Here is a 21,231-nt window from a genome sequence, read left to right on the forward strand (position 1 = left end):
TCAAAAGATAGAAACAGTCATGCACTTAGGACGGTTCGGCGCGGGAAAAGTGCCGTCCATCGGCTGCGTAAACTATAGCGTTGGCGAGAATAGTCGAGTGCCGCCATTAGCTGTCGAAAAAACGACGCGTTCACCGCAGCACACGACCTTGACGATTGAACCACGCCCCTCGATGGGTGCATTGTTGAACCATTCAAGCGAGGGCGATTCATGAAAAAGCGTGTCGCACTGGTATTGGGCTCGGGTGGAGCCAGGGGTTATGCCCATATTGGCGTGATCCAGGAGATCGAACGGCGCGGCTACGACATCGCCTGCATTGCCGGTTGCTCAATGGGTGCGGTGGTCGGCGGGATCTACGCCGCCGGCAAACTCGATGATTATCGCGACTGGATCGAGAGCCTGGATTATCTCGACGTGCTGCGCCTGGTGGATGTGAGTTTTCGCCTCGGTGCGATTCGCGGGGAAAAGGTATTCGGGCAGATCCGCAAGATCGTCGGCGAGATCAACATCGAAGACCTGCGCATCCCCTACACGGCGGTGGCCACCGACCTGACCAACCAGCAGGAAATCTGGTTCCAGGAAGGTTGCCTGCACCAGGCCATGCGCGCCTCGGCGGCGATTCCCAGCCTGTTTACCCCGGTGATGCAGGGCAATCGGATGCTGGTGGACGGCGGCATTCTCAACCCGCTGCCGATCGTGCCGGTGGTGTCCAGCCATTGCGATTTGATCATCGCGGTCAACCTCAACTCGACCAACCAGCGTCACTATCAGATGCCGGTGATCCAGCGACCCGCTGCGTTCAAGACCCGCTTCGACAGCCTGATCAGTTCACTTGGTTCGAAGATGCCGTTCCGGCGCAAACAGGCGGAGCAGTTGCTGCGGCTGGAGAAAGAAGCCTTGATGGCCGAAGCCGCCGAGATCAATCCCTGGGTCGAGTCCGCCGAACCCGAAGCCCAACAACCGGCCGCTGCCCCTGAGCGCGACGGCGCGCCGAAATCCGCCACCGGGTCGTTCATCATCGACAACGTCGGGCCGGCGTCGCTGCTGGACCTGATCAACCAGAGCTTCGAAGTGATGCAGACCTCGCTGGCGCAGTACAAGATTGCGGGGTACCCGCCGGACATCCTGATCAACGTGCCGAAGCGGGTGTGCCGTTTTTTCGAGTTCTACAAGGCGCCGGAGTTGATCGCGCTGGGACGGGAGATTGCCAGGGATACCCTGGATCGGTATGAGAATGAGCGGGATTCCTGAAGCCCTTGAGTGAATGAAAAGGCCCCATCGCGAGCAGGCTCGCTCCCACAGGTGAATGCATTCCAATGTGGGAGCGAGCCTGCTCGCGATGAGGCCAGATGATTCAGCAAAAGGCTAAAGACCACCCTCACTCAACAACCGATACCCCACCCCCGCCTCGGTCACGATAAACCGCGGTTGCGTCGGATCATCCGCCAGTTTCTGCCGCAAGTGGCCAACCACGATCCGCAGGTAATGGCTGTCTTCGGTATGGGTCGGCCCCCAGATATCCTTGAGCAGTTGCTGCTGGGTGATGACCCGTCCGGGATGCCGTGCCAGTTGCGCCAGTACCGCGTATTCCTTGCGCGTCAGCGCGACTTCATTGCCGTCGAGCAACACCCGGCGATAGGCCAGGTCCACCGTCAACGGGCCAAAGTTCAACGCCGCCTGCTGGTTCTCGCCCACCGGCGCCTGGCGCAGCAACGCACGAATCCGCGCCAGGAATTCCTGGATGCCGAAGGGTTTGGTCACGTAGTCATTGGCGCCGCCATCCAGCGCTTCCACCTTCTGCCCTTCACTGGCGCGTACCGAGAGCACCAGCACAGGTACCTTCGACCACTCGCGAAAATCGCGCAGCACCTGTTGACCATCCATGTCCGGCAACCCGAGGTCGAGCACCAGCAGGTCCGGTTTGTTCAGCGCAGCCTGGGCCAGTCCTTCGCTGCCGGTTCCGGCTTCCAGCACCTTGTAGCCCTGGGAAACGAGGCTGATGCGCAGGAATTTGCGGATTTGCGGTTCGTCATCGATGACCAAAATGGTCGCGGTCTGGCTCATGGATTCCCATCGACAAGTGAAATTGGCAAAAGAGTAGCAAAGTCAGGCTTCACCTTCGGCTCCTAATTTTCAAAAGCAGGTTGAGCCTGCAATGGCAGGTGCAAGGTAATGCAGGTGCCGCGCCCTTCGATGCCATCGCCGACACTGATCCGCCCACCATGGGCGCCGACCATGCCCTGACAGATCGCCAGCCCGAGACCTGTGCCTTGCCCCCCACGATCACCGCGTGCGGCGGTGTAGAACATGTCGAATATCTTCGCCCTGTCCGCCTCCGGAATCCCCGGCCCTTCATCACTCACCGAGAAAAAAATTTCAGTGTCATCGGCCCCGGCGCGCAATTGCAGACGCCCGTGGGACGGCGAGAAGCGCGCGGCATTTTCCAGCACGTTGACCAACGCCTGCTCGATCAACGCCGCATGGACGAACAGCAGCGGCAGTTGCGCCGGCACCTCGGTACTGACCTGCAACGGCGCCAGCACCGCGCGCAGGCGGTTGAGCGCACTGCCGACGATGTCCGCCGGTGAGACCCAGTCCCGTGCCAGCTTCAGCGCGCCATGACCGAGGCGGGTCATGTCCAGCAGGTTCTGGATGTAACGATCGAGGCGTTCGGCTTCATCGCGGGTGCCTTCGAGCAACTCGCGGCGATCTTCCAGCGGGATCGCTTCGCCCAGCGCCAGCAGGCTGTCGATGCTGCCGCGCATGGAGGTCAGCGGGGTGCGCAGATCGTGGGACACCGAGGCCAGCAAGGCACTGCGCAGTTGCTCGGTTTCGCCGTGCAGTCGTGCAGCCTCCAGGTCATCGGCCAACTGTGCGCGGGCCAGTGCCTGGGCCAGCGGCTGGCTCAACGCGGTCAACAAGCGTCGACGCTGGCCACTCAAGGTCTGACCCTCCTTGGCGCACACGCCTAGCAGTGCCAGCGGCCCCTCCTCCCCCGACAACGGCCACCACCACCAACGGCCGAACGGCAAGGTGCCGGTGCCTGCGCCAGCCGGCTGGTCGTGTTGCCAGGCCCAATCGGCGGCGGCGCGTTCGGCTTCGGTAAATTCCAATGGGCCGCCGGTTTCGACTTTCCAGCCACTCTGACCATCGCGATTGAGCAGGCACAGTTGCAGATCGCTCCAGCCCTCCAGGTGATGAGCGGCGGCGTTGATCACCGCCTGGCGGTCGGTGGCGGCAGTGAGCTTGCGTGACAGGTCGAGCAGTTCGGTGGTTTCTTCCTGGGTGTCGCGCAGGGCCTGCAATTGTCGGCGCTGGCGTGCCGCGAGGTTGCCGGTGAGGGCCGCCATCAGCAGGAAGAACAGCAAGGTCAGCACGTCCTCTTCACGCTGGATGTAGAAAGAAAAATTAGGTGGAATGAATAAAAAGTCGTACGCCAGAAACGATAGCGCAGCACAGGCAAGCGCCGGGCCGAGGCTGCTGCGCACCGCTACCAGCAACACCGCGGCGAGGAATACCAGGGAAATATTCGGCAATGGCAAGACACTGGAAACTGCCTTGGCAAGGACACTGGCCAGCAAGGTCGCGACCAGCACCAGCGCATAGTCGAACCACACCAGTGACTGCTCCGGGCGTTGTCGTGGCTGATCCTGTTCGTGATCGCTGTCGATGACGTTGATTTCCAGCCCGCGCGCATGGCGTAACAAACGCGCCGCCAGGCCGCCACCGAACAACCGCCGGCGCAATCGCTGCCGGGACTGGCCGACCAGCACCAGGCTGGCACGGCGTTCGGCGGCATGCTGGATCAGGGTTTTCGCCACCTCGCCGGCCCGCAGCAATACCACTTCGCCGCCCAGGCGTTCGGCCAGTTGCTGGGCACTTTGCAAACGCAGGCGCGACTGCTCGTCCCGCACACTACCGTTGTCCACATGCACCAGACTCCAGGGCAGATGCCGACGCTGGGCGACGCGGCTGGCGTGGCGCACCAGACGCTCGGCTTGGGCATCGCCATCGACGCCCACCAGCAAACGACCGCGCACTGCCGGCGCGGCCTGGCCGAGCTGACGGTAACCCTGGGCCAGATCGTTATCGACCTGAGCCGCAGCGGTTTGCATTGCCAGTTCACGCAAGGCGGTGAGGTTGGTCTGGGAGAAGTAGGCATCGATGGCTGCCCGCGCCTGCTCCGGCACATAGACCTTTCCTTCACGCAGACGCTCAAGCAACTCCCGTGGAGGCAAGTCGATCAGCATCAGTTCGTAGGCTTCCTGCAGCACCCAGTCCGGCAGGGTCTCGCGGACCTGTACGCCGGTAATGCCGCGCACCTGATCATTGAGACTCTCCAGGTGCTGGACGTTGACCGTGGTGTACACATCAATGCCGGCAGCGAGCAGTTCCTGGATGTCCTGCCAGCGTTTGACGTGGCGACTGCCCGGAGCGTTGGTGTGGGCCAGTTCATCCACCAGCACCAGTTTCGGCCTGGCGGCCAGCAAGCCGTCGAGGTCCATTTCTTCAAGCATCACGCCGCGGTATTCCGAGCGCAGCAGCGGTTGCTGCGGCAAGCCGCCGAGCAGCGCTTCGGTCTCGGCGCGACCATGGGTCTCGACCACGCCGGCGATGAGTTTCACCCCTTGGCGCAGCTGGGTGTGAGCCGCTTGCAGCATGGCGTAGGTCTTGCCGACGCCGGGCGCGGCGCCGAGGAAAACCTTGAGCCGGCCACGGCCATCGCGGGGCAGGTCAGCTAACAGCGCGTCGGCGCGGCCGGAGTCACTCATGTTTGGGGGATCTCTTTTTTCAGGTGTTGATGTGTTGATTGTTCTGCCGCCATCGCGAGCACGCTCGCTCCCACCTTTGGCATGCATTCTCCTGTGGGAGCGAGCCTGCTCGCGATTGGGGCCGTCACCGATCTACAGTTTTTCAAGTGCCAGATTCAACTCAAGCACATTCACCACCGGCGGCCCCACCAACGGCTGCTCGATGTGCGCATCCAAGAGGTTCTGCAGTGTCGCCACCGGCAGGTTGCGCGCCGCCGCGACACGCGCCAGTTGATAGGCAATCGCCGCCGGTGGCAAGTGGGGATCGAGGCCGCTGCCGGAGGTGGTGACCATCGCCAGCGGCACCGGTCCCTGACCGGGCACCAGGAGTTTGTTGGCATCGTCGATCACGCGGGTGGCCAATGCCGGGTTGCTCGGCGACAGGTTGCTGGCGCCGCTCGACACCGTGGCAAAGGCACCCGCCGATGGCCGTGGGTGAAACCAGGCGTCACCGACGAAATCCTGGGCGATCAGCGATGAGCCGCGAACCTTGCCCTCGGCATCGCGAACCAGGCTGCCATTGGCCTGATCCGGGAACGCGACCTGAGCCACGCCGGTCACCACCAGGGGATAGGCGACACCGGTGATCAGGGTCATCAGCACAAGCAGGCTCAGGGCCGGGCGTATCATTGTGGACATTTCAAAATCCTCGAATTCAGTGAAACAGGCACAACACCTGTGGCGAGGGAGCTTGCTCCCGCTCGGCTGCGAAGCAGTCGAAAACCTGATCCATGCGATGTGCCTCAATAAATTCAGTGCCTGGTTGGGACTGCTTCGCAGCCCAGCGGGAGCAAGCTCCCTCGCCACAAAAAGCAGTCCTGGCCAGCCACCATTCGTCACACCAGATGCAACGCAGTCAGCAACATGTCGATGGCCTTGATGCCCACGAACGGCACCAGGATCCCGCCCAACCCATAGATCAGCAGATTGCGTCGCAGCAACGCCGCCGCACTCGCCGCCTGCACTCGCACGCCACGCAATGCCAGTGGAATGAGTACGACGATGATCAGGGCGTTGAACACGATCGCCGAGAGAATCGCGCTCTGCGGACTGCTCAAGTGCATGACGTTGAGTACGCCCAGTTGCGGATAGATCGCGGCAAACAGCGCCGGCAGGATCGCGAAGTACTTGGCCACGTCGTTGGCGATGGAAAAGGTGGTCAATGCGCCACGGGTCACCAGCAGTTCCTTGCCGATCTGCACCACGTCCAGCAGCTTGGTCGGGTCGCTGTCGAGGTCGACCATGTTGGCCGCTTCACGCGCCGCCTGGGTGCCGTCGTTCATCGCCATGCCGACGTCTGCCTGGGCCAGCGCCGGGGCGTCGTTGGCGCCGTCGCCGCACATGGCAACCAGGCGACCGTCGTTCTGCTCGTGACGAATGCGCGCCAGTTTTTTCTCCGGCGTGGCTTCTGCCAGCACGTCATCCACACCCGCTTCGGCGGCAATCGCCGCAGCGGTCAGCGGGTTGTCGCCGGTCACCATGACGGTGCGGATCCCCAGTTTGCGCAGCTCGGCGAAACGCTCGCGGATGCCGGGCTTGACCACGTCCTTGAGGTGGATCGCACCGAGCAATTTGCCGTCGGCGCAGACCAGCAACGGGGTACCGCCGCTCTGGGCGATCTTGTCGATTTCACGGGACAGGGCCGGAGCCAGGTCGGCGCGTTTCAGCCCGACGAACGCCAGCAACGAATCCACCGCGCCCTTGCGATACACACGGCCCTGATAGTCGACACCCGACAACCGGGTTTCGGCGCTGAAGGGTACGGCGGTCAGCAGTTCGTTGGCCGGCTCAGGTTGTGGCTGCGTGGTTCGCAGGTATTCGACGATGGATTTGCCTTCCGCCGTGTCATCGGCCAGCGAGGCGAACAAGGCGCCCTCGGCAAGCTCCCGGGTGGTCACACCTGGCGCCGCGACCACTGCTGCGCAACGACGGTTGCCGAAGGTGATGGTGCCGGTCTTGTCCAGCAACAGGACGTGCACGTCCCCCGCCGCCTCCACGGCGCGACCGGATTTGGCGATCACGTTCAAGCGCACCAGGCGATCCATCCCGGCGATACCGATGGCGGACAACAGGCCACCGATGGTGGTCGGGATCAGCGTGACCAATAACGCCACCAGGAACACCAGCGGCAGGCTGCCATTGGCGAAGTGCGCGAAGGGCTGCAGGGTCACGACCACCAGCAGGAAGATCAGGGTCAGACCGATCAGCAGGATGTCGAGCGCCACTTCGTTCGGGGTTTTCTGGCGCTTGGCGCCTTCGACCAGGGCGATCATGCGATCCAGTGTGGACTCACCGGGGTTGGCGGTGATCTTTACCAGCAGCCAGTCGGAGACCAGCCGTGTATTGCCGGTGACAGCGGAGCGGTCGCCGCCGGACTCGCGGATCACCGGCGCCGATTCGCCGGTGATCGCCGCTTCGTTGACGGCGGCAATACCTTCGATCACTTCGCCGTCACCGGGGATCATTTCCCCGGCTTCGACGCGCACCACATCACCCTTGCGCAGACTGCTGGCAGGCACCACTTGAAAGGTGCCGTTACTGGTCTTGCGACGGGCGCTCAAGCCTTCGCTGCCGGCCTTGAGACTGTCGGCACGGGCCTTGCTTCGACCTTCGGCCAGGGCCTCGGCGAAGTTGGCGAACAGCACGGTGAACCACAGCCACACCGCGATTTGCGCGGCGACGAAGGTCGGCACCGCCGTGTCCGGCACGAAGCACAGCACGGTAGTCAGGATCGCGGTCAGCTCGACCACCAACATCACCGGCGCGCGCTGCAATTGCCGAGGGTCGAGTTTGACGAAGGCTTGCAGCAGTGCCGGGCGCCAAAGGGCCGAGATCGCGGTTTTCGGTTGTTCCGGTGCCTTGACGGCAACGGTTTTGGTTACGGGCATATTCATCATCAGATCCTCAGAAGCCCATGCTCAAATGTTCGGCAATCGGGCCCAACGCCAGCGTCGGCAAGAAGGTCAGGCCGCCCACCAGCAAGATGGTCACGGTCAGCAGGGTCACGAACAGCGGGCCATGGGTCGGGAAGCTGTTCTGGCCGATCGGTGCGGTTTTCTTCATCGCCAGGCTGCCGGCCAATGCCATGACCGGCAGGATGTAGCCGAAGCGACCGATCAACATGCCCAGGCCCAGCATCAGGTTGTGGAACGGCGTATTGGCCGTGAATCCACCGAACGCGGAGCCGTTGTTGGCACTGGCCGAGGTATAGGCGTAGAGCAACTGACTGAATCCGTGAGAGCCCGGGTTGCTTACCGAGGCCACCGGACCTGGCAGGACGGCAGCAATGGCACCCAGCACCAGCACACCGATCGGCATGACCATCAGGGTCACTACCAGCAATTGCACTTCTTTGGCTTGCAACTTCTTCCCGAGGTATTCCGGGGTGCGACCGATCATCAGGCCGGCGAGGAACACCGCGATCAGCACGTTGAGCAACATGCCGTAGAGCCCGGCGCCGACGCCGCCGAAGATCACCTCGCCAACCATCATGTTGACCAGCGCCACCATGCCGCTGAGCGGGTTGAGGCTGTCGTGCATGCCGTTGACCGAGCCGTTCGATGCCGCCGTGGTGGTCACCGACCACAGCACGGAGGCCGTGGTGCCGAAGCGAGCCTCCTTGCCTTCCAGCGGCGCCGTCTGCTCGACAGCGACGTTGTTCAAGGCCGGGTTCGGCTGATACTCGGCCCACAGCGACGTCGCACCACCGATCAGGAACAAGGCCAGCATGCAGGCGATGATCGCGCGGCTCTGACGCAGGTCTTTCACGTAGTGGCCGAAGGTGAACACCAGCGCGACGGGAATCAGGATGATCGACGCCAGCTCGAACAGGTTGGCCCAGGCCGTGGGGTTCTCGAACGGATGCGCCGAGTTGACGCCGAAGAAGCCACCGCCGTTGGTGCCCAGTTGCTTGATCGCAATCTGACTGGCCGCCGGGCCCAGCGGAATCACTTGATCAACGCCCTGCACGGTCACGGCATTCACGTACTGCGCGAAGGTCTGCGGCACGCCCTGCCACACCAGGTACAGCGCCAGCAGCAGGCACAGCGGCAACAGGCCGTAGAGGGTGGCGCGGGTCATGTCGACCCAGAAATTGCCCAGAGACTGAGTGGATTTGCGACCGATGCCGCGGCATAGAGCCACCAGTACCGCGAGGCCGGTGGCGGCGCTGACGAAGTTCTGCACGGTGAGACCGACCATCTGGCTCAAATAGCTCAGGGACGCCTCGCCGCTGTAGGCCTGCCAGTTGGTGTTGGTCATGAAACTGATGGCGGTGTTGAATGCCAGCGTCCACTCCTGGCCCGGCAGGTTTTGCGGGTTCAGCGGCAAGTGGTCCTGGAACAACAGAATCGCGAACAGCAGCAGGAAACCCGCGAGGTTGAAGGCGAGCAAGGCCAGGGTGTACTTCTGCCAGCTCTGTTCGACCTGTGGATCAACTCCCGCGATTCGATAACAACCGCGCTCCACCGGACCGAGGATCGGCGTCAACCAGGTGCGCTGCCCTTCCATCACCTTGTAATAGAAGCGCCCGAGAAACGGCGCCGGGACCAATACCACCGCAAAAAACGCGAGGATCAGCCAATAGTCATAACTGTGCATAGCCGCTCCTAGTTCCGGTCCGCGCGCAACAGCGCAACCAACAGATAAATGAACAGCCCCACTGCCAACAGCAGTGACACCCCGTCCAGAACGCTCATGGAAGATCTCCGTGTTACGGCTAACTGCCGCTTGTGGGGGTTATTGTCGGAAGGGAGGGCGTAAAGGAGCGAGATCGAGGGTTATGGCGGGGAATAAAAAAAGCGTAAAGAGTGGGTTTATGCGGGGGTTACAGAGGTGATGGGCGGGCCCCTTCGCTAGCAGACCCGCTCTCACGGGTGATCGGCGCTGTCCGGGCGAACGCATTCCAAATGTGGGGCCGGGCTTGCTCGCGAAGGCGGCAGAACAGACCGCAACGCCCTCAACTGATGCACAAAAACCGCACAGACAGCGCCGAACATCCCCGATACGACACCTTTTCCCGCTTTACGACCGCTGTCACAACACTGGCACGCCCACTGCACACGCCCTCCCCCCGAGCTGTCCAAACCGTTCAGGGAGCAAACGCATGAACACACAACTCAAACCCACGCTGGGCACGCTGCACTTGTGGGGCATCGCGGTGGGGCTGGTGATTTCCGGGGAGTATTTCGGCTGGAGTTATGGCTGGGGTGTGGCCGGGACCTTGGGCTTTCTGGTGACCTCGTTCATGGTCGCGACCATGTACACCTGCTTCATCTTCAGCTTCACCGAACTGACCACCGCCATTCCCCATGCCGGTGGGCCCTTTGCCTACAGTCGCCGCGCCTTTGGCGAGAAAGGCGGGTTGATCGCAGGTCTCGCAACGCTGATTGAATTCGTGTTCGCGCCACCGGCGATTGCCCTGGCGATTGGTGCCTACCTCAACGTTCAGTTCCCCGCCCTTGATCCGAAACACGCGGCGGTGGGCGCCTACATCGTGTTCATGGGCCTGAACATCCTCGGCGTCAAGCTGGCGGCGACCTTCGAATTGGTAGTCTGCGTTCTGGCGGTGGCGGAGCTGCTGGTGTTCATGGGCGTGGTAGCTCCGGCGTTCAGCTTCAGCAACTTCGCCCTCAATGGCTGGGCCGGGTCCGATGTGTTCGGCGCACCGGCGATTGCCGGGATGTTTGCGGCCATCCCCTTCGCGATCTGGTTCTTCCTGGCCATCGAAGGCGCAGCGATGGCCGCCGAAGAGGCCAAAGACCCGAAACGCACAATTCCCAAGGCTTACATCAGCGGCATCCTGACCCTGGTGCTGCTGGCCATGGGCGTGATGTTCTTTGCAGGTGGCGTCGGTGACTGGCGTACTCTGTCGAACATCAATGACCCACTGCCGCAAGCGATGAAAACCGTGGTCGGCGAGAGCTCTGGCTGGCTGCACATGCTGGTGTGGATCGGCCTGTTCGGGCTGGTGGCGAGTTTCCACGGGATCATCCTTGGCTACTCGCGGCAATTCTTCGCCCTGGCCCGTGCCGGTTACTTGCCGGCCTCCCTGGCCAAGCTGTCGCGTTTCCAGACGCCGCACCGGGCGATCATCGCCGGTGGTGTCATCGGTATCGCGGCGATCTACAGCGATGGCCTGATCAACCTTGGCGGCATGACACTGACGGCGGCGATGATCACCATGGCGGTGTTCGGCGCGATCGTGATGTACATCATGAGCATGCTCAGCCTGTTCAAACTGCGCAAAACCGAACCGAACCTGGAGCGCACCTTCCGCGCGCCCTGCTACCCGCTGGTGCCGTTCATCGCACTGGTGCTGGCGATGGTGTGCCTGGTGGCCATGGCCTGGTTCAACACGCTGATCGGGCTGATCTTCCTCGGTTTTATGGCGGCCGGTTTCGTGTACTTCATGCTCACCGCACAACTGCGCGCCGATGCACCGGCGGATGCGATGTTGACCGGGCTATAAACCAACCATTGTGGGAGCGAGCCTGCTCGCGAAAAACCTGAGACTGTCGCGGGGTACCTGTTAACCAGCGTTATCGTTGGCGACCATCGCGAGCAAACTCGCTCCTACAAGGCCTATCAGGCATAGAATGGAACCACCGCGAAACCAAATCGCTCAATAGTGGTAAGCACGATCGATTGACGAAACCCGTCAATCGGCCTGCCTTCAAGGAGAACCCTATGCCCTGGTATGCCTGGTTGATTCTGATCGTAGCCATCGGCTCGATCGTTGGCGGTTTGATGATGCTGCGTGACACCGCCACCAAGGTTGAGCTGACCGATGAACAGCGCGCTCGTGTAGCGGAGCGCAATGCGCAAGCGGATGCCAAGGATGCGCAGGACCGCTGAAAAACCTTCAACTGCTTTTTGCTTTTGGTGGGAACAAGCGGGCGGCATTCCGACTTGCCCGCGATGGCGATCTTAAGGGCGTCATCGCGGGCAAGCCTTGCTCCCACAGGTCCGATATGTGCCGATTATTTTTCCCAATCCGCCTTGACGATGTGCAAACCATGCAGCCCGTTGTACGCCGCACGCTCAGGCGAACTCCACCCCTCCAGCAACGACTCCTCCAGACGATAGATCTCCACCCCCAACGGCCGGCACACGCTCAAGGGGTCTTGTGCGTCCGGCCCCCACATGGCCAGCGACAGATCACCGCCTGGGCAGGTTGAGAGTGCGCACAGCAAATCGATCTCGGCGAAGAACTCCAGGTAGTCGCCCTTCTGCGCGGGACAGGCTTTCATGAAGTACATGTCATCGTGGTTCAGGCCGGTGCACTGGAAAATGTTCAGCACGTCGTGCACGTCGAACTCGGTCAGACCATGGGGCAGCACCGCGCGGGTCAGATTGGAGTGGCAGTGGTGATGGAAATCTTCCCCGGTCAGCATTTTGTTCACGTAAGGATCGCAGCGGGTGCCGAGTAAATCGTGCAAACGCCCGCCATGCTCATCGATGCCGTAACTGGCCAGGCTGTCATCGGTAATGGTCACCAGCGGTCGTAAAAACGGCAGGTTCGACCAGAGGCGGTCATGGGTGCTGACGTGCGCACCTTGCAGCTGGCGAGTTCGCGACGCCCACAAGCGTTCGCGCGGATCGTTGGCATTCCACACGTTGAAGTCGCCCACTTGCGGGCCGACGGGGGTCGTGACCCTGAACACATGCCCCGCGGGTACCTTCCAGGCACGACCGGCGCGAATCGGCACTTCGAACGATTCGATCAGCGTGCGCCCGTCCTTCGCGTCACGAACTCGTTCATAGAACGCCTTATCCACCTGCAAGGCCGAGCCTTTGCTGACTTGATAGGCTGCTGGATAGTCTTTGTACATGTCACGTGTCCTCGATCAGTGATGCGAAGTGGGGGCAAGCATTTGCAACAGCAGGTATTCGGAGTCGTCGAGATAGAGGCTCAGCGCATCTTCGGCGCCACGTTTGTCACCTTCGACCAGTAGCTCATGGATCTGTCGGTCGCGAGCCAGCCAGGGCGCCTGAAAACTCGATTCATCAGGCGCAGTGCAGAACACCAGACGCAATTGCGCGACGACATTGGTGAAAAACTCATCGAACAATGGACTGCGCATCAACCCGACAATGTGTTGATGAAAGGCCAGACTGTGGGTGCCGACGGCGCGCCAATCTTCGCGCTCCCGGGCCAGCTCCGTGGCTTCGAGGGCTTCCTGCATACGGTCCGATTGATAGTCGCGCAGCGGGCGACTCGTATTGATGGCCTGCAATTCAAGCGTACGTCGAACCTTGAACAGATCCCGCACGTCATCAAAGTCCAGACGGCGCACCATCACGCCTTTGTTGCGCACATATCGCGCCAGGCCCTCCTGCCCCAGCCGATGCAAGGCTTCACGAATGGTATTGCGCGAAGCGTTGTAGGCAGACACCAGATCGTTTTCCACCAGGGCCATGCCCGGCAGCAAGCGACCACCGATGATGTCGGCACGCAACTCCAATGTAATGTGATCGGCCAGTGACAGTCCGCTGTTCATGCTCATTGCCTCAGGATTGTTCAACAATCGTCAGTCAATGAGTAATCACTATTCGTGCCACTAGTGTCGGAGTTTCATACCAGTTCGACGCATCTGTGTGCTTTTTAGAAGTAGAAGTACAGTCACCATCCAATTTGCATTGGTTAATATGGCGCATTGATGCTGGAGATATCAGATGCGTTACTCGCAGGACCATAAAGCCCAGACCCACCAACGCATCATCAAGGAAGCTTCGGCACGCTTTCGCCGTGACGGCATCGGCGCGACCGGCCTGCAACCTCTGATGAAGGCCCTGGGCTTGACTCACGGCGGCTTTTATTCGCACTTCAAGTCCAAGGACGAACTGGTGGAAAAGGCGCTGCAGGCTGCGGGCGATCAAGTCGCAGTTATTTGCGCCGAGCTGTTCGCCCAGGAGCGCCCGCTGGAGGCGTTCATCGATGCCTACTTGTCCGAATGGCACAAGACTTCGCCCCATGAAGGTTGTCCGCTGTTGACCATTTCCTCGGAACTGGGACTGCGAGGCCAACCGAGCCCAACGAGCGATGCGGTACTCAAGGCCCGACTCGATCAGATCGAGGGCACCCTGGAAGGCGAAAACGCCGACCGGCGCAGCATTGTAATCATGGCTACGCTGGCCGGCGCCGTGTTGTTATCGCGTAGCATTTCCGACGTTGAGTTCGCCCAGCGGATTCTCGACGTCACACGCGAACACCTCATCCAGTCACAGGACTAACCCTGCCAGCGCTTGAACAACACGCTGGCATTGACCCCACCAAACCCGAAACCATTGGACAACGCATACTCGATGGCCATTGGCCGGGCCTGACCGTGGACGATATCCACGCCTTCGGCAGCGGGGTCCGGATTGACGAAGTTAAGCGTTGCGGGGACGACCTGATCACGGATCGCCAGCAGGGTGAAGATCGCTTCAATCCCGCCGGCCGCACCGAGCAAATGTCCGGTGGCCGATTTGGTGGATGTCACCGCGATCTTGTTATCCGCGCCGAACAATGCCTTGATCGCCGCCAGCTCTCCCAGGTCACCAACCGGCGTCGAAGTAGCGTGGGCATTGAGATGCTGAACCTGTTGCGGCGTTACACCCGCCTGAGCCAACGCCAACGACATCGCACGGCGCGCGCCGCTGCCATCCTCGGGACCTGCGGTCAGGTGATAAGCGTCGGCACTGGTGCCGTAACCGACCAGTTCAGCCAGGGGCGTGGCGCCACGGGCCAGGGCATGTTCCAGGGACTCAATCACCAGTAGACCCGCGCCTTCTCCCATGACAAAGCCATCGCGGCCGCTGTCGAAAGGACGTGAAGCGCGCTCCGGGGTCTCGTTGTAAGCGCTGGACAACGCGCGCGCCGCCGCGAACCCGGCGAGACTGACGCGATCAATTGCCGCTTCCGCACCGCCACACACCGCGATGTCCGCTTCGCCGGAGCGAATCAGCCGCGCCGCGTCGCCAATCGCCTGAACCCCGGCGGCACAAGCCGTCACCGGCGCACCCAACGGTCCCTTGAAACCGTGCTGAATCGACACATGACCGGCTGCCAGATTGACCAGAAACGATGGGATGGTGAACGGTGACAGACGCCGCGGGCCGCGAGTATCGGTGGTACGCACCGCATCGGCGATCGCACCGAAACCACCTACTCCGGAACCGATGATGGTCGCGGTACGCTCTTGGGTATCGGTGGTCTGCGCTTGCCAGCCGGCCTGCTCCAGTGCCTGACGGGCCGCTTCCATGGCGAACAGAATGAAGCGGTCCATCTTCTTTTGTTCTTTGGGTGGCGTTGCACGATCCGGATCGAATCCCGCTTCAGGATCGTCAGCCAGAGTCGGCACTGCCCCACCGACCTTAGCCGGTAGATCGGCCACTACATCGTCCGGCAGATTTCTTATACCGGAACGCCCGGCCAACAAGCGTGCCCAGACGGCTTCAACACCACTACCCAGCGGGGACACCAGACCCATGCCTGTTACAACCACTCGACGATCACTCATACCGCATCACCCCTGCAGATTTTTTCGCTTTATTTGTAACGCGCGGCGGCTTTGCTTTTGGAAAGGTTGGGCGCCATCACATGACGCGCTGCGACGAAAGCTTCCCAGTCAGAAGCATCCGGCAGCGACGGAATGGTCACCAGCTCGCCCTGATCCAGTCCTGACAGAGCCGCATCAACCATCTCCGTCGCCTCCATGACCATCTCTGCAGGAATCTGTGAAGCATCGATACCGGAGCGTTCCCAGATTTCGGTACGCGTTACGCCTGGCAACACAGCCTGGACCTTGACTCCGGTGCCCTCCAGTTCGGCGTTCAGCGATTGGGTCAGGCTCAGCACGTAAGCCTTGCTGGCGCTGTAGGTCGCGTTGAAGCGCTCGGGAAACAATGCCACCACCGATGCGATGTTGATGATCGTGCCCCGACCAGCCTTGGCAAAACTGGCCGCCGCGGCCGATGCCAGGCGTGTGACCGCGGTGACGTTCAGTTGAATCATTCGTTCAAGCTGGTCGGTATCAGCATTGGCCAACAGACCATCAGCCGCCACGCCGGCATTGTTGAGCAACAGACTGATGCTGGAGTCGCTGCGCAGGCGTTGTTCGAGTTTGAGGACGTCGTCCTTTTGCGTCAGGTCTGCTTTGAGGACTTCAACCTGGACGCCATGCTCAGCACGGAGCTTGGTGGCAGCATCGTCCAGACGCTGCTGATCGCGAGCCACCAGCAACAGATCGAAACCGTGCGACGCCAGACGTTGCGCGTAAACCGCACCAATACCGGAAGAAGCGCCGGTGACAAGGGCCGTACCTTTGGACTGAACAGAATTCATGACGGTGCTCCTGGAAAGATGCTCGAGGGAAAGCCAAGCGCTCGGATCTCAGAACGCTTCGGCGGGAAACCAATTTATTATAGGCATAATCTAATCCGCATATGATAGCCATAATTTCCGCGATGCCGACAAAAGGCATCTGTGTGGGAGCCTACGCCGGAATGCAAAAAGGCCGGTCAATGACCGGCCCCTTGGCGTTGAATAATCAGCTTAGTTCACTTCCAGCTTCTCGCGGTTCCGATCCAGAATCGCCTTGCCGATACCTTTCACTTCCAGCAACTCGTCCACCGATGCGAACGGTCCATTAATATCGCGATACGCAACAATCGCATTGGCCTTGGTCTCGCCTATACCGGACAGCTCACGCTGCAAAGTTGGCGCATCAGCCACGTTGAGATCGATTTTGCCGTTCTGGGCCTTAGGAGAAACTTCTTGCATCAGGGGTGCGTTGCCAGCCTCTGGCTTGGCCACAGGCGCCGCGTTGGCGGCCGTTGAAACGGCCGTGAGAAAGGCAAAAACCAAAGAGTAGAAAAAGCCAGTACGCATAGTTGAAGCTCCATGACATCGGTTGAGGAAGCAGCTTTTCCGAAGCTGCCTCCCAAACTTAGGCGATGTCTGGAGCCTGTCAAAAATGTGTGCGTTACGGGATATGAAACAATCAGGGCTCGAGGCGACGCTGTTGGTAGATCCAGTCGACGATATCGCCGTCGGGGGTATAACCGCTGACGGTTTCGCGTAGGAGTTGGCGTACCTTCGAGTAATCATCTTGATCGACTGCCGTCAGCAATTCCCGCAAACGGCCCTTGAGCACGTCCCACGGCAAATGATCCTCGTTGGCACTCATGATCATTGGATGCTGAGTTGCCGATACGTTGTCGCCAATCAGCAACTCTTCGTAAAGCTTCTCACCAGGGCGTAGACCGGTGAACTCAATCGAAATGTCGCCTTGAAGGTTTTTCTCCGAACGAACGCTCAAACCGGAGAGGTGGATCATTTTCTCTGCCAGCTCAACGATCTTCACCGGTTCACCCATGTCGAGAACGAATACATCACCACCCTGCCCCATGGACCCCGCCTGGATCACCAATTGCGCGGCTTCGGGAATGGTCATGAAATAGCGGGTGATTTTCGGGTGAGTGACCGTCAGCGGCCCACCGGACTTGATCTGGCTGTGAAACAGTGGAATCACAGATCCGGACGAACCCAGCACATTGCCGAATCGAACCATGGTGAAACGGGTTTTGTTAACCCGCGATACATTGGCTTTGTCGCCAAACAGAACCGGGGCAATCTCGCGACTCAAGGCTTGAAGTGTCAACTCGGCCAGGCGCTTGGTGCTGCCCATCACATTCGTCGGGCGAACCGCTTTGTCGGTGGAGATCAGCACGAAGTTGGAGACTCCAGACTGCAACGCTGCCTGAGCAGTGTTGAGTGTGCCGATGACGTTGTTCAATACCCCCTCGGCGATGTTGTGCTCAACCATGGGCACATGCTTGTAAGCAGCGGCGTGGTAGACGGTGTCCACACCCCAGGTTTTCATTACATCCAGCAATTTGTCCTGGTGGCGAATGGAGCCGAGAATCGGTAAAAGCTGGACAGGAACCGATTCCCGGCAGCCACGACGCTCCAATTCCGACAGAATGCTGTAGAGGTTGAACTCGCTGTGGTCGAACAGCAAAAGCGTGGTCGGGCCCAATGTGAAAATCTGCCGGCAAAGCTCTGCGCCAATCGACCCACCCGCGCCAGTCACCATGACTGTCTTGCCTTTGATACAACGCTCGAGAAGATCTGGTTGCGCCGGCACCGAATCGCGCCCTAGCAAATCAGCGATGTCCACTTCCTGAATGTCTTCGACCTTCACCCGACCACTGGCCAAGTCGGTAAAGTTCGGAACGCTGCGAATGTGTAGTGGAAAACGCTCGAGGAAAGTCAGGATCTCCCGTCGACGCGCACGAGTAGACGATGGTAGCGCCAGAAGAATTTCCTGAGCTCCCGTCTCATCGATCATCTGCTGAATATGTTTGGGTTTGTAGACCTGCAAACCGGCAATCGCCCGATCCGCAATGCTCGCGTCATCATCGATAAAAGCGACAGGGCGCATGACTCGCCCCATACGCAGCGCTGCAACCAACTGGTTTCCCGCAACGCCTGCACCGTAGATCGCAACCTTGGTCAAACCATCATCGCGGTTGGTAAATGGAACATGATGAGCCCCGGAGAACCAATCCCCCATAAAGTATTGGCGCATGCACAAGCGTAAACCGCCAATGATGACGAGGCTAAGCCACCAGTAGTTGAATACGATGGAGCGTGGCACTACCGCTTCATGATTGCTGTACCAATAGACCACAAGCGCCAGGACCAGCGAAGAGAGGCTGACGGCTTTGACAATGGCGATGAGCGCGTCGTTTCCGAAATAGCGCATGACGGCACGGTACATGCCAAAACGGATGAACAACGGGATGGCAACGATGGGCGCGCAAACGAAGAGCCAGAGATGTGCCTTGAACGGGTTGTACATATCGTCCAGACCCAACCGGACAATAAAAGCCAACCACAAGGCAGCCCAGACCAGCAAAATATCTGTGGCGACCTGAATCAGCCTTTTCCGGCGTCGGGGGAGGCCTACCAGGTATCCTCTAACTTTATCCATAAACCCTTCAATCACCTAAATCACTCCTTCCTGCGGCTCTTCATCATGGTGATGGCTCAAGGGCGCGTCGTGATCACTCTAAACCTAAATGACACACTAGTTACCGCTTAGTTCTGATCCACCGGTACCTCCAGCTCTCCGGCGTGAAACTTTATCGCTAACCCGATCAGCGGCAGGTAAGCCAGAAGCACCCCCAAGACGCCGTCAAGACCGAAGCGTATAACGCAAACGGCTATCGGCAACAGCCAGAGCAGATTGATCGCTCCAACCGCGATAGTGACCGGTAAGTGCTTGCCGAAACGACGTGAAGCGAACTGGTAGGCATGACTTCGATGCGCCTCATAGACTTTTTCTCCACGGACCAAACGACGAAACAGCGTGAACGTTGCATCGACAATGAATACCCCAAGCAGAATCAACCAAGCCTCCAGCATTGGCGGACTTACCCACGCGGCCTGTAGAGAGAGCCCCCCCAGTACCAAGCCAATAAAACCGCTGCCGGCGTCCCCCATGAATATCCGTGCCGGAGGGAAATTCCAGTAAAGAAAACCGGCGACCGAAGCGACAAGCAATAAAGGCGCCCAAATCAGACTATCCAGCCCTGCCATCCAGTAAAGCAGACAAGCACCTAGACACGCACAAATCGCTTCTACGCTAGCGATTCCGTCGATGCCGTCCATGAAGTTGTAGAGATTGAGCAGCCATACCAGGTAAAAAGCGGCAAGCACAAAACCGGGCCACCCAAGATCCACGGAATTGCCGAATAGCTGGATTGGGGGTAGCCCACCGATCCAACCCAACAACCAAAATGCTGATGCGAAATGACCCGCCAACCGCCAACGCGCAGCGATATGTCCGTGATCGTCCATAAAGCCAATCAAGGCGACTGCGCCCCCCGCCCCTACAATCGCGAAAAAAAACGTGAAGGGAATCAAACCGGTGACGTAAAGAAATCCCAACGACATAATGAACGCAACGACAATCGCGACACCGCCACCGCGAGGTGTTGCAACCACGTGGGAGCTGCGCGCATTGGGGACGTCCAACAGGCTTCGGGATACTGCATATCTGCGTAGTACTGTTGTCAATATAAAGGATGCAGCGACAACAAACGGAATGAACCACACGTAACTCATTTTTTGCGAGACTCCAGAAAATGCTCTGTGGTTGCTTTCAAACCATCATTAAGGCTGAACGGCGGACGCCAACCCAGTAATTCCTGATTTTTCTGGATATCGACCTGTAGCGACCCGAAAAGACGTTGAGCGACAGCGCCTCTTCCCACCAAACCCGCCATGAACATCAGCATGGCAACAGGAACAGGTATAAGCCAGGTTTTCACGCCCAAGCAACTAATGAGGTGCTGCATCAGCCGTGTCGTTGAAATATCTTCACCATCACTGACCACAAACACCTGATTTGCAGCACCAGGATGAGTGACGCAAGTGCCGACAAAGTCGACGACATTGTCCAAATAAACGAGACTTCGTACATTGCAGATCGCTCCGAAAGGCAGAGGGATCCCCTTTACAAGCCAGCGCATCATTTGCTGAAAATTCGCACCCACCCCTGGACCATAAATCAGTACCGGACGGATAATTACAACTTCTATTGCTCCTGACTCGGCAAGTTTTAGAAGTTTTTGCTCTGCTTCGTACTTGGATAGCCCATAAGGATCCAATGGCTGCGGAATGTCATCTGCAGAAAATACTCTTCCAACCGCAGTACTTTCGCCATTGACTTTGATGGAACTTATATAAACAAACCTTTTAACTCCGGCCTGAATGGACTGTTCTGCAAGACGAAGCGTTCCCTTTACATTTACAGCGCGAAACTTATCTATTGACTGCACTGGGTCTTCATTCATGACATGCACACGTGCCGCGGCATGCACTACGGTATCAACACCAACAAGAGACTCACCCCAATCGGTATTCTCATCAATATCTGGTAAATAGAATTTTTCTACTTTATCGGGCAACACATTATTAATACTTCGTATTGGGGCCACGACTGAAGTATTGGGGAAAGTGCAAAAATAATTAACCAAGGACCTTCCAAGAAACCCTGTTGCACCGGTGACAAGTATTCTTTTTGGCATTCTAAACCGATTCAAGCAGTAGATAGCAATGGCGCAATCTATCACGAATGGCTCGCAGAAGAAATTCCCACGCTTTCTTCTCGAAATGTTCTTACAAACGGAGGCGAAAACTCGGTGAACAGGAATCAAAAAAACCATTCGAATACGGCATCAACACCCTACGATAACCTTGATGTGGGTGCGCAACACTGCGGTGCGCTTCGCCGACCTCAATGCAAGAGGTTGCTCGAAAGCCTTGTTAAGCAAGCGATCAGCGAATACGCCAGCGATCCGCTGGACAACGAACCAACTCAAGATCTTTTTGAGAAAGCTCGTACTCTATCTGAGTGCGTGATCT

General features: G+C 59.2%; 18 protein-coding genes. 4 read left to right on the plus strand and 14 right to left on the minus strand.

Annotated elements, in window-relative coordinates; translation table 11 throughout:
- Positions 1–210 precede the first annotated feature (210 nt).
- Positions 211–1,251 (plus strand): patatin-like phospholipase family protein, encoded by a 1,041-nt coding sequence (locus tag ABTV29_RS22850; RefSeq protein WP_433766916.1) that lies wholly within the window; start codon positions 211–213, stop codon positions 1,249–1,251.
- Positions 1,252–1,365: 114 nt separating this feature from the next.
- Here the strand turns inward: ABTV29_RS22850 and ABTV29_RS22855 are convergent, their stop codons facing one another.
- From ABTV29_RS22855 to kdpF, 6 genes are all read right to left on the minus strand, one after another.
- The gene (locus ABTV29_RS22855; protein WP_433766917.1) at positions 1,366–2,064 is read right to left on the minus strand and encodes a response regulator; all 699 of its coding nucleotides are present in this window, start codon (positions 2,062–2,064) and stop codon (positions 1,366–1,368) included.
- 62 nt (positions 2,065–2,126) lie between these two features.
- Complete coding sequence (locus ABTV29_RS22860) at positions 2,127–4,772, minus strand: ATP-binding protein (protein ID WP_433766918.1); 2,646 nt, start codon at positions 4,770–4,772, stop codon at positions 2,127–2,129.
- Between the two features lie 132 nt (positions 4,773–4,904).
- Complete coding sequence (kdpC, locus tag ABTV29_RS22865) at positions 4,905–5,450, minus strand: potassium-transporting ATPase subunit KdpC (protein WP_433766919.1); 546 nt, start codon at positions 5,448–5,450, stop codon at positions 4,905–4,907.
- 197 nt (positions 5,451–5,647) lie between these two features.
- Positions 5,648–7,705 carry a potassium-transporting ATPase subunit KdpB gene (gene kdpB / locus ABTV29_RS22870; RefSeq protein ID WP_433766920.1) on the minus strand — a complete coding sequence of 686 codons (2,058 nt, stop codon included), beginning with the start codon at positions 7,703–7,705 and terminating at the stop codon, positions 5,648–5,650.
- 10 nt (positions 7,706–7,715) lie between these two features.
- Complete coding sequence (kdpA, locus tag ABTV29_RS22875) at positions 7,716–9,410, minus strand: potassium-transporting ATPase subunit KdpA (protein WP_433766921.1); 1,695 nt, start codon at positions 9,408–9,410, stop codon at positions 7,716–7,718.
- Between the two features lie 8 nt (positions 9,411–9,418).
- A complete protein-coding gene (gene kdpF / locus ABTV29_RS22880) occupies positions 9,419–9,508 on the minus strand; it encodes a K(+)-transporting ATPase subunit F (RefSeq protein ID WP_007899818.1) in 90 nt (29 codons plus the stop codon).
- A gap of 407 nt (positions 9,509–9,915) precedes the next feature.
- Between kdpF and eat the strand changes: the two genes are divergently transcribed.
- Both eat and ABTV29_RS22890 read left to right on the plus strand, forming a co-directional pair.
- Complete coding sequence (gene eat / locus ABTV29_RS22885; protein WP_433766922.1) at positions 9,916–11,280, plus strand: ethanolamine permease; 1,365 nt, start codon at positions 9,916–9,918, stop codon at positions 11,278–11,280.
- A gap of 218 nt (positions 11,281–11,498) precedes the next feature.
- The gene (locus ABTV29_RS22890) at positions 11,499–11,666 is read left to right on the plus strand and encodes a DUF2897 family protein (protein WP_433766923.1); all 168 of its coding nucleotides are present in this window, start codon (positions 11,499–11,501) and stop codon (positions 11,664–11,666) included.
- A gap of 125 nt (positions 11,667–11,791) precedes the next feature.
- On the opposite strand, the gene ABTV29_RS22895 is transcribed toward ABTV29_RS22890, so the two are convergent.
- Together ABTV29_RS22895 and ABTV29_RS22900 are read right to left on the minus strand one after the other, a co-directional pair.
- The gene (locus tag ABTV29_RS22895; protein WP_433766924.1) at positions 11,792–12,643 is read right to left on the minus strand and encodes an urea carboxylase-associated family protein; all 852 of its coding nucleotides are present in this window, start codon (positions 12,641–12,643) and stop codon (positions 11,792–11,794) included.
- Between the two features lie 15 nt (positions 12,644–12,658).
- Complete coding sequence (locus ABTV29_RS22900; protein WP_433766925.1) at positions 12,659–13,312, minus strand: GntR family transcriptional regulator; 654 nt, start codon at positions 13,310–13,312, stop codon at positions 12,659–12,661.
- A 175-nt stretch (positions 13,313–13,487) separates the two neighbouring features.
- Here ABTV29_RS22900 and ABTV29_RS22905 point away from each other — a divergent pair, with 175 nt between their 5' ends.
- Positions 13,488–14,045, plus strand: a complete 558-nt coding sequence (locus ABTV29_RS22905) for a TetR/AcrR family transcriptional regulator (RefSeq protein ID WP_433766926.1) — start codon at positions 13,488–13,490, stop codon at positions 14,043–14,045.
- Here ABTV29_RS22905 and fabF read toward each other — a convergent pair.
- The 6 genes from fabF to ABTV29_RS22935 all read right to left on the minus strand — a co-directional run bounded on the left by fabF (position 14,042) and on the right by ABTV29_RS22935 (position 20,894).
- On the minus strand, positions 14,042–15,316 hold the full coding sequence (gene fabF, locus ABTV29_RS22910) for a beta-ketoacyl-ACP synthase II (protein WP_433766927.1): 1,275 nt from the start codon (positions 15,314–15,316) through the stop codon (positions 14,042–14,044). The genes ABTV29_RS22905 and fabF overlap by 4 nt on opposite strands.
- A 29-nt stretch (positions 15,317–15,345) precedes the next feature.
- Positions 15,346–16,140, minus strand: a complete 795-nt coding sequence (locus ABTV29_RS22915) for an SDR family NAD(P)-dependent oxidoreductase (RefSeq protein WP_433766928.1) — start codon at positions 16,138–16,140, stop codon at positions 15,346–15,348.
- 210 nt (positions 16,141–16,350) lie between these two features.
- The gene (locus ABTV29_RS22920; RefSeq protein WP_433766929.1) at positions 16,351–16,686 is read right to left on the minus strand and encodes a ComEA family DNA-binding protein; all 336 of its coding nucleotides are present in this window, start codon (positions 16,684–16,686) and stop codon (positions 16,351–16,353) included.
- Positions 16,687–16,798: 112 nt separating this feature from the next.
- Complete coding sequence (locus ABTV29_RS22925) at positions 16,799–18,793, minus strand: polysaccharide biosynthesis protein (protein WP_433771982.1); 1,995 nt, start codon at positions 18,791–18,793, stop codon at positions 16,799–16,801.
- A gap of 107 nt (positions 18,794–18,900) precedes the next feature.
- On the minus strand, positions 18,901–19,929 hold the full coding sequence (locus ABTV29_RS22930) for an MraY family glycosyltransferase (protein WP_433766930.1): 1,029 nt from the start codon (positions 19,927–19,929) through the stop codon (positions 18,901–18,903).
- On the minus strand, positions 19,926–20,894 hold the full coding sequence (locus ABTV29_RS22935; RefSeq protein WP_433766931.1) for a UDP-glucose 4-epimerase family protein: 969 nt from the start codon (positions 20,892–20,894) through the stop codon (positions 19,926–19,928). Before ABTV29_RS22935 ends, ABTV29_RS22930 begins: the two co-directional genes overlap by 4 nt.
- Positions 20,895–21,231 lie beyond the last annotated feature (337 nt).

Source organism: Pseudomonas putida (assembly GCF_050989985.1).
GTDB lineage: Bacteria > Pseudomonadota > Gammaproteobacteria > Pseudomonadales > Pseudomonadaceae > Aquipseudomonas > Aquipseudomonas putida_AI.

Bases quoted from the DNA above. Each gene is read 5' to 3' on its own strand.
- kdpB (WP_433766920.1), bottom strand. From the start codon at position 7,705: ATGAATATGCCCGTAACCAAAACCGTTGCCGTCAAGGCACCGGAACAA.
- ABTV29_RS22855 (WP_433766917.1), bottom strand. From the start codon at position 2,064: ATGAGCCAGACCGCGACCATTTTGGTCATCGATGACGAACCGCAAATC.
- ABTV29_RS22850 (WP_433766916.1), top strand. From the start codon at position 211: ATGAAAAAGCGTGTCGCACTGGTATTGGGCTCGGGTGGAGCCAGGGGT.
- ABTV29_RS22925 (WP_433771982.1), bottom strand. From the start codon at position 18,793: ATGGATAAAGTTAGAGGATACCTGGTAGGCCTCCCCCGACGCCGGAAA.
- ABTV29_RS22900 (WP_433766925.1), bottom strand. From the start codon at position 13,312: ATGAACAGCGGACTGTCACTGGCCGATCACATTACATTGGAGTTGCGT.
- ABTV29_RS22930 (WP_433766930.1), bottom strand. From the start codon at position 19,929: ATGAGTTACGTGTGGTTCATTCCGTTTGTTGTCGCTGCATCCTTTATA.
- ABTV29_RS22860 (WP_433766918.1), bottom strand. From the start codon at position 4,772: ATGAGTGACTCCGGCCGCGCCGACGCGCTGTTAGCTGACCTGCCCCGC.
- ABTV29_RS22920 (WP_433766929.1), bottom strand. From the start codon at position 16,686: ATGCGTACTGGCTTTTTCTACTCTTTGGTTTTTGCCTTTCTCACGGCC.
- kdpA (WP_433766921.1), bottom strand. From the start codon at position 9,410: ATGCACAGTTATGACTATTGGCTGATCCTCGCGTTTTTTGCGGTGGTA.
- fabF (WP_433766927.1), bottom strand. From the start codon at position 15,316: ATGAGTGATCGTCGAGTGGTTGTAACAGGCATGGGTCTGGTGTCCCCG.
- eat (WP_433766922.1), top strand. From the start codon at position 9,916: ATGAACACACAACTCAAACCCACGCTGGGCACGCTGCACTTGTGGGGC.
- ABTV29_RS22905 (WP_433766926.1), top strand. From the start codon at position 13,488: ATGCGTTACTCGCAGGACCATAAAGCCCAGACCCACCAACGCATCATC.
- kdpC (WP_433766919.1), bottom strand. From the start codon at position 5,450: ATGTCCACAATGATACGCCCGGCCCTGAGCCTGCTTGTGCTGATGACC.
- ABTV29_RS22895 (WP_433766924.1), bottom strand. From the start codon at position 12,643: ATGTACAAAGACTATCCAGCAGCCTATCAAGTCAGCAAAGGCTCGGCC.
- ABTV29_RS22890 (WP_433766923.1), top strand. From the start codon at position 11,499: ATGCCCTGGTATGCCTGGTTGATTCTGATCGTAGCCATCGGCTCGATC.
- ABTV29_RS22935 (WP_433766931.1), bottom strand. From the start codon at position 20,894: ATGCCAAAAAGAATACTTGTCACCGGTGCAACAGGGTTTCTTGGAAGG.
- kdpF (WP_007899818.1), bottom strand. From the start codon at position 9,508: ATGAGCGTTCTGGACGGGGTGTCACTGCTGTTGGCAGTGGGGCTGTTC.
- ABTV29_RS22915 (WP_433766928.1), bottom strand. From the start codon at position 16,140: ATGAATTCTGTTCAGTCCAAAGGTACGGCCCTTGTCACCGGCGCTTCT.